This is a genomic window from Streptosporangium sp. NPDC048047, from assembly GCF_040653115.1.
Lineage (GTDB): Bacteria > Actinomycetota > Actinomycetes > Streptosporangiales > Streptosporangiaceae > Streptosporangium.
The window spans coordinates 59,883-74,958 of sequence record NZ_JBEZNH010000043.1 but is presented as its reverse complement, the minus strand read 5'-3'; the positions used below and the strand labels follow the sequence as shown (position 1 = coordinate 74,958).

Here is a 15,076-nt window from a genome sequence, read left to right as displayed (position 1 = left end):
GCCGGAACACCCACCCACCGCAGCGCGAACCACCGCCCAGCACGACAACCCCCGAACCGGCTGACAACCCCGACCCGCGCAAACCACAGGGAGACATCCCAGGCCGGAACACCCACAACCGCCGGTTCGCCCAAGCCGGAGGAGACGTCCCGCCTCGAAGGGGGCCGGAGCACCGCCTGCCGGTTCGGGAAGAACCGGTCAGCCAGTCCACCTGGCCGGGCGAAGGCAGGAGTTCGTCGTTGAGGCGTTCGGCGAGTGCGGAGAGCAGCCTGCCGATCGCGTTCTCGGAGCGGGGAAAGCGATGAGGGGTGCTGTAGAGCAGGCCCGCGCAAGCGCCCCCGTCGTGGAGCCGTCGCGCTCGCAGTACTTCGAGGTCGCCGACGTTCTCCGTGGGCAGACATCGTCGCTCATGGACCGCGAGATCCAGCACCTTAGACGGGAGCCGTACGGGTTCCGCAGGCCGCCGTCCGTCATGCCGCTGATTCGGGGTTCGGGCCGTCCCGGTCTGGTCGGCGGGAAGATCGTGTGGCAGGATCGACAAACCGAACTCTGTTCTAGTGGAGGTGGTGTGACGGTTCCGCGGAAGACGTCGACCCATCGGACATCGCCTTCCCGGGACGGCCGGCGCTGACGGACGATCACGTCGCCGCATGCCCGGCCGGGGCCGGTCCGCTTCACTGGGGCGAAGACCGGTCGCGCCTCCCCGGACCACCTCGCCGAGAGCATCGGACGCTTCACCCGCGACTTTCGACAACCCTCCATTGACCCGATCGAGACCTGCGAAAATGATGGGCACTATGAGCGTGACGCCAGCCGAGCGGAAGCCGATCGTCTCCGCGAGCGACTTCGATCTTTCCGACTACGATTTCTGGGCCAGGCCCATGGCGGAGCGGGAGCACGCCTTCCGGTTGCTGCGCGAGCTTCCCAGTCCGGCGTTCTACCAGGAGCCGGAGGTCTCCTTCGCTCCTCGCGGTCTCGGCTACTACGCGCTGGTCAGACACGCCGACATCCTGGAGGCCAGCCGTACGCCCGAGGTCTTCCGCTCGGGGGAGGGCGGGGCCACCAACATCCCGGACATGCCGCCGGAGTTCACCGAGTACTTCGGGTCGATGATCAACATGGACGACCCGCGGCATGCCCGGCTCCGCCGGATCGTCTCCCGGGCGTTCACCCCCAAGATGATCAAGCAGTTCGAGGCCGACGTCGACGCGGCCGCCGCACGGATCGTGGACGACCTGCTCGTCACCGGCCCGGGCTGTGACTTCGTCACCGAGGTCGCGGCCAAGCTCCCGCTGAAGATCATCTGCGACATGATGGGCATCCCGGAGGACCGGTACGGCTTCGTCTTCGACCGCTCGAACACGATCCTCGGCGGCTTCGACCCCGAGTACGGCGGCGGCAACACGGCCTCGGTCGCCGAGAAGCTGCTCACCGCCGGGATGGAGCTTCAGCAGCTCGTCCAGGACCTCGCCGCCTCGCGGGTCGAAGAGCCCACCGGAGATCTCACCTCGTCGCTGGTCAACGCCAACATCGACGGGGAGAAGCTCACCGCGCAGGAGCTCGGGTCGTTCTTCATCCTGCTGGTCGTGGCCGGCAACGAGACCACCCGCAACGCCATCTCGCACGGCCTGCGCCTGCTCACCCGCAATCCCGACCAGCGCGCACTGCTGCTCGCGGACCTCGACGGCCGTCTTCCCGGCGCGGTGGAGGAGATCGTCCGCCTTGCCTCACCGGTGAACTTCATGCGCCGGAAGGTGATGCGGGACCACGAGATGAACGGCCACCTCTACCGCGAGGGGGAGAAGGTGGTCCTGTACTACTGGGCGGCCAACCGCGACGAGAGCGTCTTCGCCGACCCGCTCCGCTTCGACATCACCCGCAGTCCCAACCCGCACGTGGGCTTCGGCGGTCCCGGTCCGCACTTCTGCCTCGGCGCACACCTGGCCCGCCGCGAGATCACCGTGATGCTCCGCGAGCTGCTGCGCAGGGTGCCGGACATCGAGGGCGGCGGGCCCGAGCGCCTCCACTCCAGCTTCATCAACGGCATCAAGCACATGACCTGCGAGTTCTGACCCGGAGACCCCGGGATCGCCGGGGTCTCCCCGGATGTCAGGAGGCCGCGGGCTTGATCGACGTGAAGACGGTGTTGATGTCGGGCAGCAGTTCCTTCTTGCCGTCCGGCACCGACATGTAGACGACCGAGGGCAGCTGGGCTCCGGTGTTCACGGCCGCCACCACCATGGTGGTCTTCGTCTCCCCGGCGGTGATCTCGTAGGCGGCGAGCTGCGCCGGGTGCCCGCCGACCTTCAGCGTCTGCTGGGCGATCTTGCGGGCGGTGTTCTCCTGGGGGAAGAACTTGCCGCGGGCGGCCGAGGCCACCGCGTTGATCACCGGAGCGAGCCTGCCGTCGACGTACTTGCTCTTCATCCGGGCCGAGAGCGGACCGGACATCACCTGGGCGAACTGCGGCTTGCCCGCCGTGTCGGAGCCGGCGGGGACGTACTGGCGGGTGTCGAAGCCGTAGGAGGTCTGTACGGCCGGCCGCTGGTCCAGCCGCCAGGGGCCGCCGAGCCTGGGCACGCTGATCGCCGCGGCCTGGTCGGACAGGGTGCCGGAGACCGGGGACGCCTTGCCGGGGAAGCGCGGCAGGCGAGACGTCGACCTGCTCTTGGCGGGGTTCTTCGCGGCGGCCGAGGGCTTGGTCTGCGGGGCGGCGGTCTCGGGGTCGTCCTTGCCGGAAGCGAGCGGTCCGGCCAGGAACGCCCAGAGCACCACACCGACAAGCGCGACCACGGCGGAGCCGGCGAGCGCGTAGATCCAGACCGGCCTGCCCCGGCCTTCGAGGTCGTCCTCGTCGCCCATGGCCTGGTAGTTGTCGCCGAAGACGGTGTCCCACAGCTCCTGCTGGCGCTCCGGGGGCGGGGTCTTCGGGCCGCTGATCTGGCCCGCCGTGACGAACGGCCGGTTGGGGTCGGAGGGGTCGCGGCTGAGGTGGCCGCCCGGCTGGCCCGCGCCCTGCCGGGGGTCCTGCTGCGGACCGCCGTTACCGCCGCCGGGGAAGGGCTGGCCGGCCTGACCGGGCATCCCGTGGCCCGGCATGCCCTGCGGGGGCATCCCCTGGCCGGGGCCGTTCCGCCCGGGCGCGGGGTGCGCCGGGGCCTCCGGCGGGGCGCCCGCGGCCTGGGCCCAGCCGCCGGGCTGGGGCCCGCTCCCCGGGAGGCCGCCCTCCGGGGAGGGGCGGAAGGGGTCTCGGGCGCCGAACGGGTCGGGGTTGGACAGCGGGTCGCGGTTGAACGGGTCGGGATCGGTGAGGGGATCCCGGCGGCCGAGGGGGCCGGGGTTGGCGCCCGGCGGGTTCGTCGGGGAGGGGGAGTAGACGGGCATCGCCGCGGTGGCGCCCGGCTCGGTGTGCCAGCCGGTGCCGGACGCCGGGGACGTTGGGGACGCTGCGTTCCAGTCGCTCTCGCGGGAGCCGTCACGGGATGGCGGGCCGTTGCGCCACTGCTCGCCTCCCGGGGGAGAGCCGGGGGCCTGAGGATCGGCCGGGGGCTGCGCGCCGAAGGCCTGCTGCCAGGAGCCGCTGCCGGGCACGCCGGTCCGCCAGGAGTCGCCGCCCGGCGGCGAGTCGCCGCTCTGGTCGCCGGACCGCCGTGCGTCCGGGGCCTGCGGGCGGGGTGTTCGCGGGTCGGGCGCCTGCCGCCGGAAGACGTCGTCGCCCTGCGCCATCGCGGCCTGCCAGCCGTTGCCCGGCGAGGTCTGCCCGGCGCCTCCGGCCTGGGAGACGTCCTGCGGACGGGGCAGTCGCGGGCCGGTGCCGAGGGGGTCGTCCGCCCAGCCGGGAGGGTCGGCCGGTTGCGGCCACGCCGGGGGCGGGCTCGACTGGCTGGACTGCTCCGAAGCCATTGCTTCCGTACCTCCTGCGCGGACGCCCGAATTGTGGGTATTGGGCATGGTCTCATGCGGGGCGGGATGGTTCCCAGGGAAACCAGAGAATCCCCCCCTGAACTGGAGACCGGTGGGATCGGTCGGCGGGTCCTGCAACGGCAGACCGGCCTCGGAGGGGTCCGGGCCCTGCCCCGGCTCGACTGAGTGTGCCACGGTGAGAAGAGTAAACGGGCGAGGCAGGTGAGGCCGTAACGGACGCATCGCCATCGGATCTCGGCCCACCCGTATCCGATGCCCTGGCCCATTCTGCCGGGCCGTGGCCCCGGATGGCCCCGGATTCCAGGGATTCGCCGCGAGCGAAGGCGTTCCGGGTCGTGAACGCCATGAACCCGGCTTGCGAACTGCGATAGTCTTGACATATGCGTGCCGCGGCCCTGCTGCTTACCGGGCCGCACCGGCCTTCCCGGGGCTAGACGCCCTGCCGGTGCGGCTGCCCTTCGCGTGAACGCGAAGGGTTTTTCTATTGGGCCGGATGGGTCAGATCACCTACGCATACGTATACCGAGGGAAGATTGACGTGAGCGAGCGAGCCGACATACAGAGCGACGAGCAGCACTACGACCCGCAGGCACTGCAGGCCAAGTGGCAGCGGCGGTGGGAGGAGCTGCAGCCCTTCCGCGCCGACGACGACCCGGCCGACACCCGCGAGCGGTACTACGTGCTCGACATGTTCCCCTATCCCTCGGGCGACCTGCACATGGGCCACGCCGAGGCGTTCGCCATCGGCGACGTGGTGGCGCGCTACCGGCTGCAGCGCGGCGACAACGTGCTGCACCCCATCGGCTGGGACTCCTTCGGCCTGCCCGCCGAGAACGCCGCGATCAAGCGGAACGCCCACCCGGCCGAGTGGACCTACGCCAACATCGACACCCAGGCGAACTCCTTCAAGCGCTACGGGATCTCCTTCGACTGGTCGCGCCGCCTGCACACCAGCGACCCGGAGTACTACCGCTGGACCCAGTGGCTGTTCAACCGCTTCTTCGAGCGCGGCCTGGCCCACCGCAAGGGCGGTCTGGTCAACTGGTGCCCCGCCGACCAGACCGTGCTGGCCAACGAGCAGGTCAAGGACGGCAGGTGCGAGCGGTGCGGCGCCGAGGTCGTCCGCCGCGAGCTGACCCAGTGGTATTTCAAGATCACTGACTACGCCGACCGGCTGCTGGACGACATGGCCCAGCTGGAGGGCCAGTGGCCCGAGCGCGTGCTGACCATGCAGCGCAACTGGATCGGCCGCTCCGAGGGTGCCGACGTCGACTTCGCGATCGAGGGCCGCGACGAGCCGGTCACCGTCTACACCACCCGCCCCGACACCCTGTACGGCGCGACCTTCTTCGTGGTCGCCCCGGACGCCCCGCTGGCCGAGGAGATCGTCTCCGAGGAGCAGCGGGAGGCGTTCGAGGCGTACCGCGCCGAGGTGGCCAAGCTGTCGGACATCGACCGGCTGTCCACCGAGAAGGAGAAGACCGGCGTCTTCCTGGGCCGCCACGCGATCAACCCGGTCACCGGCGAGCGCATGCCGATCTGGGCGGCCGACTACGTGCTGTCCGACTACGGCCACGGCGCCATCATGGCCGTCCCCGCGCACGACCAGCGTGACCTGGACTTCGCCCGCGCCTTCGACCTGCCGGTCCAGGTCGTCGTGCACACCGGCCTGGCCGACCCGGGCGAGACCGGCGTCGCCACCGCGGGGGAGGGCACCCTGGTCAACTCCGGCCCGCTGGACGGGCTGAGCAAGACCGAGGCGATCAGGAAGATCATCGAGGTGCTGGCCGAGCGCGGCACCGGACGGTCCACGGTCAACTTCCGGCTGCGCGACTGGCTGCTGTCCCGCCAGCGCTTCTGGGGCTGCCCGATCCCGATCATCCACTGCCCGGACTGCGGCGAGGTGCCGGTCCCGGACGACCAGCTGCCGGTCACCCTGCCCGACCTGCGCGGCGAGGCCCTGGCGCCCAAGGGCGTCTCCCCGCTGGCCTCGGCCGACGAGTGGGTCAAGGTCGCCTGCCCCAAGTGCGGCGGCTTCGCGCGGCGGGACACCGACACGATGGACACCTTCGTCGACTCCTCCTGGTACTTCCTGCGCTACGTGGACCCCTCCTACGAGGAGGGCCCGTTCGACGTGGAGAAGCTGCGCCTGTGGGGGCCGGTCGACCAGTACGTCGGCGGCGTCGAGCACGCGGTGCTGCACCTGCTGTACGCGCGGTTCTTCACCAAGGTCCTGCACGACATGGGCCTGGTCGGCTTCACCGAGCCCTTCCGGCGGCTGCTGAACCAGGGCCAGGTCATCAACCAGGGCAAGGCGATGTCGAAGTCGCTGGGCAACGGCGTGGACCTGGGCGAGCAGATCGACGCCTACGGCGTGGACGCCGTCCGGCTGACCGTGGTGTTCGCCGGCCCGCCGGAGGACGACATCGACTGGGCCGACGTCTCCCCGGCCGCGTCGCAGAAGTTCCTGGCCCGCGCGTTCCGCGTCATGGCCGAGGCCGGCGCGGCCTCCGCCCCCGGCGCCGACGTCTCCACCGGTGACCTGGAGCTGCGCCGGTTCACCCACCGGACCGTCGACGAGGTCACCAAGCTGGTCGAGTCCCACCGCTTCAACGTCGCGGTGGCCCGCCTGATGGAGCTGACGAGCGCGGCCCGCAAGGCCATCGACGCCGGTCCCGGCGCCGCCGATCCGGCGGTCCGCGGGGCGGCCGAGGCGCTGGCGGTCATGCTGTCGCTGGTCGCGCCGTACACCGCCGAGGAGGGCTGGGAGCGGCTGGGCCACCCCGCGTCGGTGGCCAGGGCGGGCTGGCCCGCGGTCGACCCGGCCCTGCTGGTCCAGGAGTCGGTCACCTGCGTGGTGCAGGTCGCCGGCAAGGTCCGCGACCGGCTGGAGGTCTCCCCGGGGATCTCCGAAGCCGAGCTGGAGACGCTGGCGCTGGCCTCGGACAAGGTCCGGGCCTTCCTGGACGGTGACCCGCGCAAGGTCATCGTCCGTGCGCCGAAGCTGGTCAACATCGTCCCCTGACGCCCCAGGGGCGCCCGGACATGCTCCGGGCGCCCCTGCCCTCCGGGGTGGGCCGGGGTCAGCGGCCGAGAGCGCGGAAGAACGCCCTGATGTCACCGGCGAGCAGCTCGGGCTGCTCCAGGGCGGCGAAGTGGCCGCCGCGGTCGAACTCGGTCCAGTGAACGATCTTGTCGGTGCGTTCGGCCAGTGAGCGGATCGGCAGGGCGATGTCGCGGGGGAAGACCGCCACGCCCATCGGGGTGGGCGAGACCTCCGGCCTGCTCCACGCCTGGGCGAACTCGTAGTAGAGCTGCGCCGAGGACGCGGCGGTGTTGGTCAGCCAGTAGAGCGTCACGTTGGTCAGCAGGACGTCGCGGTCGACGTCCTCGTCGGTCCACTCGGTGAACTTCTCCGCGATCCAGGCGAGCTGGCCGGCGGGAGAGTCGGCCAGGCCGTGGGCGAGGGTCTGCGGGCGGGTCGACTGGATCGCCCGGTAGCCGCCGAGCTCGCCGGTGAAGCGCTCCAGACCGGCCAGCCGGGCGCGGTCCGCCTCGCCGAGCCCCTCCAGTTCGTCCGGCCGGCCGGAGGGGAAGGTGAGCAGGTAGTTCACGTGTACCCCGATGACATGCTCGGCGTCGATCAACCCCAGCTCGCGGGAGACGCCCCAGCCCCAGTCGCCGCCCTGCGCGCCGTAGCGGTCGTAACCCAGCCGGGCCATCAGCGTCGCCCACGTCCGGGCGATCCGGTTCAGCGTCCAGCCGGCCTCGTTGAGCGGCGCGGAGAACCCGTACCCGGGCAGGGACGGGATGACCAGATGGAACGCGTCGGCTGGATCCCCGCCGTGCGCACGCGGATCGGTCAGCGGGCCGATGACGTCGTGGAACTCCAGCACCGAGCCGGGCCAGCCGTGCGTGAGGATCAGCGGTACGGCGTCCGGCTCGGGTGAACGCACGTGCAGGAAGTGGATGTCCTGGCCGTCGACGGTGGTGACGAACTGCGGGTGGACGTTGAGCCGGGCCTCGTGCTCACGCCAGTCGTAGCCGGTCGCCCAGTACTCCACCAGCTCCCTGAGGTCGTCGGTCGGCACGCCCCGCTCGGGGCCGGTACCGGGGACCTGCGGGGCGAAGCGGGTACGGCGCAGCCGCTCGCGCAGGTCGTCCAGGTCGCTCTGGGGAATCTCGACGCGGAAGGGACGGATCTCGTGGCTCATGGAAGGACTGTTTCATCCATTGTGGCAAGCTATTTGCCGCGATGACCGGCATCCTGAGGAAATGCTGGAAACCTCGGCGCGCCTGCTCCGCCTCCTGTCGCTTCTGCAGAGCCGTACGGAATGGAGCGGCGCCGAACTGGCCGACCGGCTGGAGGTCAGCCCGCGCACGGTCCGCTACGACATCGGCAAACTGCGCGACCTCGGTTATCCGGTGCGCGCCTCCCCCGGCGTGGCCGGCGGCTACCGGCTCGGCGCCGGCGCCGAGCTGCCGCCGCTGCTTCTCGACGACGAGGAGGCCGTGGCGGTCGCGGTGAGCCTGCGCACAGCCGCCGGGGGCACCGTCGCGGGCATCGAGGAGACCGCCGTACGCGCGCTGGCCAAGCTGGAGCAGGTGCTTCCGTCCCGGCTGCGACGCCGGGTGGGCGCGCTGCACGATCACACCGTCGCGCTCTCCCCGGGCGGCCCGGTCGTGCCGGCGGAGACCCTCGTCGTGCTCACGGCGGCCTGCCGCGACCGGCACCGGCTGCGTTTCGACTACCGCGCCCACGACGGCACCGCCACCGTGCGCGACGTCGAGCCCTACCGGCTGGTGCACACCGGCCACCGGTGGTACCTGCTGGCATGGGACGTCCGGCGTGACGACTGGCGGGTCTTCCGCGCCGACCGGATCACCCCGCGTACCCCGCAGGGTCCCCGGTTCTCCCCGCGGGAGGCGCCGCCGGCGGAGTCGGTCCGTCAAGGGGTGGACACCGCCCTGTTCCGGTGCCGGGCCCGGGTCACGGTGCACGCCCCCGCCGGCCTGATGGCCGCCCGCGTCCCGGCGTCGGTCCTGGTGGAGCCGGTCGACGAGCACACGTGCGTCGTCCACGCGGTCGCCGACACCCCGTACCGGCTCGCCCTGCACATCCTGATGCTGGAAGCCGACTTCGAGGTCGGCGGCCCGCCGGAACTGCTCCACGCCCTCCGCGAGATCGGCCTGCGCTGCGGCGGGGCGGGTGCCGAGGGGGCTACGCCACGGGAGCGGCGGCCCCCGGCCACGCGGACGCCGGGCGTGGAGGAGGCCGGGGGGCCGACGGAGGGCGCCGGGCGGTGAGGCGGCCCGGGAGGGTGGCGGGCACCGAAGGGCCGGCGGAGGGCACCGGGCGGTGAGGCGGCCCGGGAAGACGGAGACGGAAAGGAGCGGGCCCCGGTGGAGACCGGGGCCCGCTCCTCCAGGGAAGGGTCTAAAGCTTGCGCAGCACCGCGACGACCTTGCCCAGGACGGTCGCCTCGTCGCCGGGGATCGGGTCGTAGTTCGGGTTGTGCGGGACCAGCCAGACGTGGCCGCCCTTGCGCTTGAAGGTCTTCACCGTGGCCTCGCCGTCGATCATCGCGGCGACCACGTCGCCGTTGTCGGCCACGGGCTGCTGGCGGACGACGACCCAGTCGCCGTCGGCGATGGCGGCCTCGATCATCGAGTCGCCGGCCACCTGGAGCAGGAAGAGCGTGCCCTCGCCGACGAGCTGCTTGGGCAGCGCGAAGACGTCCTCGACGCTCTCCTCGGCGAGGATCGGGCCGCCCGCGGCGATCCGGCCGACGAGCGGGACATAGGCCGCGGTGGGGCGGCTGACGCCCTCCTGGGCGGCGTCCGGGTCCACCCACAGCACCGGCTCGCCGGGGAGGCGCACCTCGAGCGCGCGGGGACGGTGCGGGTCGCGGCGCAGATAGCCCTTGCGCTGCAACGCCGTCAGCTGGTGCGACACGCTGGAGGTGCTGGTTAGCTGCACCGCCTCGCCGATCTCCCGCATGGACGGCGGGTAGCCGCGCTGCTGCACCGAGTCGCGGATCACCTCGAGGATCTTCCGCTGCCTGGGGGTGAGGCCGAGGGAGTCACGTCTGCGCACCGCCAGGTCGTTGACGGCCGAACCGTTCTCGTCGTGCTCGCTCATGCGATCTCCTTGCCTCCCGGTCTGCATTGCCCGTGTCGCCCACAGCGACCGTACCGCCGTCGAAGATCATGTTCAAACAACTGTTCGAGTCTTCCTCGAAATGACCGACGGCGTGGTGTACAACATCGTACGGGAGTTCGATCGACATCGTGTTCGATTCGCCGATCTTTCCTCGACGTGTGTTCGACCAGGTCGGAGGGGGTGGTCAATATGAAGGCGACCGCGGCGGAGATGGCGGCGCCACGATCCCGGCGGCGGCCCGGCCGCAGGCCCGGGCCGCCGGGGAACGTCCGATACCCTGGTGCGCCGGTCCGGCTCACCAGGCGGGGCAGGGCCGTCGTGCTGGCGGTCCTCACCCTCGCCACCCTGGGGGCGCTGTGGCTCGGTCCCCGCATCGACGCGACCCTCGGGGTCGGCTATCCGGGGTGCGCCGACTCCTCGTCGGTCCCGGCCCGCGACGCCGGGCCCCGGCAGGCGGCGCCGTGATCACCGTGACGGCGCGTCCCGGCGGATGACCGCGCGTCCCGGCGGCCGGCGTCCCGGCCGCCGGGACGCGGCGGCCTCGGGGTGCGGCCTCGGGGTGCGGCGGCTTCGCGGGTGTGAGGGCCGAAAGGGGCGCCGGGGGTGTTACCGCCGTGACCGCCGGGGCAGGAGAGGGCGACACGCCGGGTCGGCGCGCTGATCAGCGACTTCGGCGCGCGGGGCCCGGCTGACTTGCGTTCATGGTCGGACCCTCCTACCGTTGGACCACAACATCTAGTGGCTCCACCGGTGAACTTCACCATAGATTGTGTTTTCGTTACCGCATTTCGACCCTTGGAAGACGTGCGCGCGCGCCCCTGCCATGGGGTTTGCGGGAAACACGAGGCGAAACACAGGGCGCGGGCCACCTGCAGGCCAAGGAGGCGACCCGCGTGCACTGTCCGTTCTGTCGTCACCCGGACACGCGGGTCATCGACAGCCGGTCCACCGACGACGGCGGCGCCATCCGCCGCAGGCGCACGTGCCCCGAATGCGGCCGCAGGTTCACCACGCAGGAGACCGTCCTGCTCATGGTCAGCAAGCGCAGCGGGGTCACCGAGCCGTTCTTCCGGGACAAGGTGATCGCCGGAGTGCGGCGGGCGTGCCAGGGGCGTCCGGTGAGCGAGGACTCCCTCGCCCAGCTGGGCCAGCGGGTGGAGGAGAGCATCCGCGCGACGGGAGCGGCCGAGATCGCCGCCCCCGAGGTGGGGCTGGCGATCCTGGGCCCGCTGCGCGAGCTGGACGAGGTGGCGTACCTCCGGTTCGCCTCCGTCTACCGCGGCTTCGAGACCCTGGCCGACTTCGAGGCCGAGATCGAGCAGTTGCGCGCGGAACGCTCCGCCAAGCAGGACTGAAACTGAATCCGAACCCCGGGCGCCGGGGGCCAGAGCGGCGCGTTGATGTGGTCCGACTCGTGGGTTCCGCGAAAAGGCGGGGCCCCGGAAGGGGGAAGTCATGACGGAGACGGTCAGCGGTACGGCCGCGGGCGGGGGCAGGCGGCTGCGCAAGGGGCTGAAGATGAAGCGCATCTTCACCACCCCCGGAGTGCATCCCTACGACGAGGTGTCCTGGGAACGCCGTGACGTCGTCATGACCAACTGGCGGGACGGCTCGATCAACTTCGAGCAGCGGGGCGTGGAGTTCCCCGAGTCCTGGTCGGTCAACGCCGCCAACATCGTGACCACCAAGTACTTCCGCGGCGCGGTCGGCACCCCGCAGCGCGAGTGGAGCCTCAAGCAGCTGGTCGACCGCGTGGTGGGCGTCTACACCAGGACCGCGGTGGAGAACGGCTACTTCGCCACCGACGAGGACGCCGAGATCTTCGACCACGAGCTCAAGCACGCCCTGGTCAACCAGGTGTTCAGCTTCAACTCGCCGGTGTGGTTCAACGTGGGCACCGCCTCGCCGCAGCAGGTGAGCGCCTGCTTCATCCTCGCCGTCGACGACACCATGGAGTCGATCCTCGACTGGTACAAGGAAGAGGGCGTGATCTTCAAGGGCGGTTCGGGCTCCGGCGTGAACCTCTCCCGGATCCGCTCCTCCAAGGAACTGCTCTCCAGCGGCGGCACGGCCAGCGGCCCCGTCTCCTTCATGCGCGGCGCGGACGCCTCCGCGGGCACCATCAAGTCCGGCGGCGCGACCCGCCGCGCGGCCAAGATGGTCGTCCTCGACGTCGACCACCCCGACGTCGAGGAGTTCATCGAGACCAAGGCGCGCGAGGAGGACAAGGTCCGCGCGCTGCGCGACGCCGGGTTCGACATGGACCTGGGCGGCAAGGACATCGTCTCCGTCCAGTACCAGAACGCCAACAACTCCGTGCGCGTCTCCGACGAGTTCATGCGCGCGGTGGAGGACGGCGACCGGTTCGGCCTGCGCGCCCGCCTCACCGGCGAGGTCATCGAGACGATCGACGCCCGCGACCTGTTCCGCAAGATGGCCAAGGCCGCCTGGGAGTGCGCCGACCCGGGCGTCCAGTACGACGACACGATCAACGACTGGCACACCAGCCCCGAGACGGGCCGCATCACCGCCAGCAACCCGTGCTCGGAGTACCTCCACCTGGACAACTCCTCCTGCAACCTCGCCAGCATCAACCTGCTGAAGTTCCTCAAGGACGACGAGACCTTCGACGTCGCGAGCTTCGTGAAGGTGACCGAGCTGGTCATCACCGCGATGGACGTCTCCATCACGTTCGCCGACTTCCCGACCGAGAAGATCGCCGAGACCACCCGCGCCTACCGTCAGCTCGGCATCGGCTACGCCAACCTCGGCGCGCTGCTCATGGCCACCGGCCACGCCTACGACTCCGACGGCGGCCGGGCCATCGCCGGCGCCATCACCTCGCTGATGACCGGCGTCTCCTACCGCCGCAGCGCCGAGCTGGCCGGGGTCGTGGGACCGTACGACGGCTACGCCCGCAACATCGAGGCCCACAAGCGTGTCATGCGCAAGCACGCCGCGGCCAACGACGACCTGCGCACGCTGGACGCCATGGACAAGGGCCTCCACGCCGAGGCGACCCGTCAGTGGGCCGACTGCCTGAAGCTGGGGGAGAAGAACGGCTACCGCAACGCCCAGGCGTCGCTGCTGGCGCCCACCGGCACCATCGGCCTGATGATGGACTGCGACACCACCGGCATCGAGCCCGACCTCGCCCTGGTGAAGTTCAAGAAGCTCGTGGGCGGCGGCTCCATGCAGATCGTCAACCAGACGATCCCGCGGGCCCTGCGCCGCCTGGGCTACCAGGAGGAGCAGGTCGAGGCGATCGTCGAGTACATCGCCGCCAACGGCCACGTCGTGGACGCCCCCGGCCTGCGGCTCGAACACTACGAGGTGTTCGACTGCGCCATGGGCGAGCGGGCGATCGCCCCCATGGGCCACGTGCGCATGATGGCCGCCGTCCAGCCGTTCCTGTCCGGCGCCATCTCCAAGACGGTCAACCTGCCCGAGTCGGCCACGATCGAGGACATCGAGCAGGTCTACATGGCCGGCTGGAAGCTCGGCCTCAAGGCCCTGGCGGTCTACCGCGACAACTGCAAGGTCGGCCAGCCGCTGTCGGCCGGGGGGAAGAAGGCCGAGGACAAGACGGCCGGGCAGGCCGCCGAGCCGGCCGCGCAGCCGCAGGTCCAGATCGTGGAGGTGGGCCGTCCGACCCGCCGCCGGATGCCGAACCAGCGCCCCAGCACCACCACCCGCTTCACCGTGGGCGGCGCCAAGGGCTACATGACCGCCTCGTCCTACCCCGACGACGGTCTCGGCGAGGTCTTCCTGAAGATGTCCAAGCAGGGCTCGACCCTCGCCGGCGTCATGGACGCCTTCTCGGTCGCCATCTCCATCGGCCTGCAGTACGGCGTGCCGCTGGAGACCTACGTCAGCAAGTTCGTCAACATGCGGTTCGACCCGGCGGGCATGACCGACGACCCGGACATCCGCATGGCCGCCTCGGTGATGGACTACATCTTCCGCCGCCTGGCGCTGGACCACCTGCCCTACGACGAGCGGGCGGCCCTGGGCATCTTCTCCGCCTCCGAGCGGGCCGCCCAGCAGCGCGGCGAGGACCCGGCCCCGCTGCACGCCGCCGAGGTCATCGCCGAGTTGGCCACCTCGGCGCCGATCGAGCAGGCCAGGTCCGGGGAGGGCACGGGCGCCGCCGACGCCGCGGACGTCCCCGCGGCCGAGGCCCGGCCGGAGCGCGGCGGCTCCCTGGAGTCCCACCAGGGCCGCACCGCCGACGCGCCGCTCTGCATGACCTGCGGCACCAAGATGCGCCCGGCCGGCAGCTGCTACGTCTGCGAGGGCTGCGGCTCCACCAGCGGCTGCAGCTGATCGCGGCACCTCCTCGCGGAGTCAGGGGGGCGGTGCGCCCGGCGGACGGCCGGGCGCACCGCCCCCCTCGTGCGTGTGAGCGGTGTACGGATCAGCAGGCGCAGGCGGCGCCGGAGACGGGAGCGGTCAGCGGGTCGGGCCGGCGGCGGGAGACGCCGGTCGCCGTCGCCACGGCGAACCCCTCCCGCACCCAGTACTCGAATCCGCCGATCATCTCCTTGACGGGGTGACCCAGCCTGGCGAACTCCAGGGCGGCACGGGTGGCGCCGTTGCAGCCCGGGCCCCAGCAGTAGGTCACCACGGTCGCGCCCGCCGGCACCACCTCGGCGGCCCGGCGGGCGATCTCGGCGGTCGGCAGGTGGACCGCGCCGTCCACGTGTCCCTGCGCCCAGCTCTCCGCGCTGCGCGAGTCCACCACGACGATGCCCGGGACTCCGGAGGCCAGGTCCGCGGCGACGTCGGACACGTCGGTCTCGAACGCCAGCCGGTTCGCGAAGTGGGCCGATGCGGCGGCCCGGCCGGCGGCGGGGACCGCGGTGACGGCGGAGGTGACGGGGGAGGCGGCTGTGACGGCGGAGGGGGAGACGGACATTCGGCATCCTTTCTGTGGACGTCGGCACTCCGCCCGGCGAAGGGCGCGACCGGACGAGAAGGGGACGGGCA

10 protein-coding genes are annotated in these 15,076 nt (G+C 71.4%); 6 read left to right on the top strand and 4 right to left on the bottom strand.

The genetic code is table 11. From position 1 onward, the window contains the following. Positions 1-797 precede the first annotated feature (797 nt). Complete coding sequence (locus AB0D67_RS28980) at positions 798-2,072, top strand: cytochrome P450 (RefSeq protein WP_362942749.1); 1,275 nt, start codon at positions 798-800, stop codon at positions 2,070-2,072. A 37-nt stretch (positions 2,073-2,109) separates the two neighbouring features. Here the strand turns inward: AB0D67_RS28980 and AB0D67_RS28975 are convergent, their stop codons facing one another. Next, positions 2,110-3,903: a hypothetical protein gene (locus AB0D67_RS28975; RefSeq protein ID WP_362942746.1), complete on the bottom strand. Its 1,794-nt coding sequence runs from the start codon at positions 3,901-3,903 to the stop codon at positions 2,110-2,112. A 559-nt stretch (positions 3,904-4,462) separates the two neighbouring features. Between AB0D67_RS28975 and leuS the strand changes: the two genes are divergently transcribed. Next, the gene (gene leuS, locus AB0D67_RS28970) at positions 4,463-6,949 is read left to right on the top strand and encodes a leucine--tRNA ligase (protein WP_362942743.1); all 2,487 of its coding nucleotides are present in this window, start codon (positions 4,463-4,465) and stop codon (positions 6,947-6,949) included. 58 nt (positions 6,950-7,007) lie between these two features. On the opposite strand, the gene AB0D67_RS28965 is transcribed toward leuS, so the two are convergent. After that, the gene (locus tag AB0D67_RS28965; protein ID WP_362942740.1) at positions 7,008-8,138 is read right to left on the bottom strand and encodes an epoxide hydrolase family protein; all 1,131 of its coding nucleotides are present in this window, start codon (positions 8,136-8,138) and stop codon (positions 7,008-7,010) included. Between the two features lie 61 nt (positions 8,139-8,199). Between AB0D67_RS28965 and AB0D67_RS28960 the strand changes: the two genes are divergently transcribed. Beyond that, the gene (locus AB0D67_RS28960) at positions 8,200-9,231 is read left to right on the top strand and encodes a YafY family protein (protein ID WP_362942737.1); all 1,032 of its coding nucleotides are present in this window, start codon (positions 8,200-8,202) and stop codon (positions 9,229-9,231) included. A gap of 130 nt (positions 9,232-9,361) precedes the next feature. Here AB0D67_RS28960 and lexA read toward each other — a convergent pair whose 3' ends face one another. Beyond that, on the bottom strand, positions 9,362-10,066 hold the full coding sequence (lexA, locus tag AB0D67_RS28955) for a transcriptional repressor LexA (RefSeq protein ID WP_362942734.1): 705 nt from the start codon (positions 10,064-10,066) through the stop codon (positions 9,362-9,364). Between the two features lie 210 nt (positions 10,067-10,276). On the opposite strand from lexA, the gene AB0D67_RS28950 reads away from it, so the two are divergent. The 3 genes from AB0D67_RS28950 to AB0D67_RS28940 all read left to right on the top strand — a co-directional run bounded on the left by AB0D67_RS28950 (position 10,277) and on the right by AB0D67_RS28940 (position 14,413). Further along, positions 10,277-10,552: a hypothetical protein gene (locus AB0D67_RS28950; protein ID WP_362942731.1), complete on the top strand. Its 276-nt coding sequence runs from the start codon at positions 10,277-10,279 to the stop codon at positions 10,550-10,552. Between the two features lie 428 nt (positions 10,553-10,980). Next, complete coding sequence (gene nrdR / locus AB0D67_RS28945; RefSeq protein WP_362942728.1) at positions 10,981-11,442, top strand: transcriptional regulator NrdR; 462 nt, start codon at positions 10,981-10,983, stop codon at positions 11,440-11,442. A 100-nt stretch (positions 11,443-11,542) separates the two neighbouring features. Then, positions 11,543-14,413, top strand: a complete 2,871-nt coding sequence (locus AB0D67_RS28940) for a vitamin B12-dependent ribonucleotide reductase (protein ID WP_362942725.1) — start codon at positions 11,543-11,545, stop codon at positions 14,411-14,413. Positions 14,414-14,504: 91 nt separating this feature from the next. On the opposite strand, the gene AB0D67_RS28935 is transcribed toward AB0D67_RS28940, so the two are convergent. Further along, a complete protein-coding gene (locus AB0D67_RS28935; RefSeq protein ID WP_362942722.1) occupies positions 14,505-15,005 on the bottom strand; it encodes a rhodanese-like domain-containing protein in 501 nt (166 codons plus the stop codon). Positions 15,006-15,076 lie beyond the last annotated feature (71 nt).

What these genes read in the sequence shown, in the direction of transcription:
- AB0D67_RS28980 (WP_362942749.1), top strand. Translation starts at nt 798, where the DNA reads ATGAGCGTGACGCCAGCCGAGCGGAAGCCGATCGTCTCCGCGAGCGAC.
- AB0D67_RS28975 (WP_362942746.1), bottom strand. Translation starts at nt 3,903, where the DNA reads ATGGCTTCGGAGCAGTCCAGCCAGTCGAGCCCGCCCCCGGCGTGGCCG.
- AB0D67_RS28965 (WP_362942740.1), bottom strand. Translation starts at nt 8,138, where the DNA reads ATGAGCCACGAGATCCGTCCCTTCCGCGTCGAGATTCCCCAGAGCGAC.
- AB0D67_RS28960 (WP_362942737.1), top strand. Translation starts at nt 8,200, where the DNA reads ATGCTGGAAACCTCGGCGCGCCTGCTCCGCCTCCTGTCGCTTCTGCAG.
- lexA (WP_362942734.1), bottom strand. Translation starts at nt 10,066, where the DNA reads ATGAGCGAGCACGACGAGAACGGTTCGGCCGTCAACGACCTGGCGGTG.
- AB0D67_RS28950 (WP_362942731.1), top strand. Translation starts at nt 10,277, where the DNA reads ATGAAGGCGACCGCGGCGGAGATGGCGGCGCCACGATCCCGGCGGCGG.
- AB0D67_RS28940 (WP_362942725.1), top strand. Translation starts at nt 11,543, where the DNA reads ATGACGGAGACGGTCAGCGGTACGGCCGCGGGCGGGGGCAGGCGGCTG.
- AB0D67_RS28935 (WP_362942722.1), bottom strand. Translation starts at nt 15,005, where the DNA reads ATGTCCGTCTCCCCCTCCGCCGTCACAGCCGCCTCCCCCGTCACCTCC.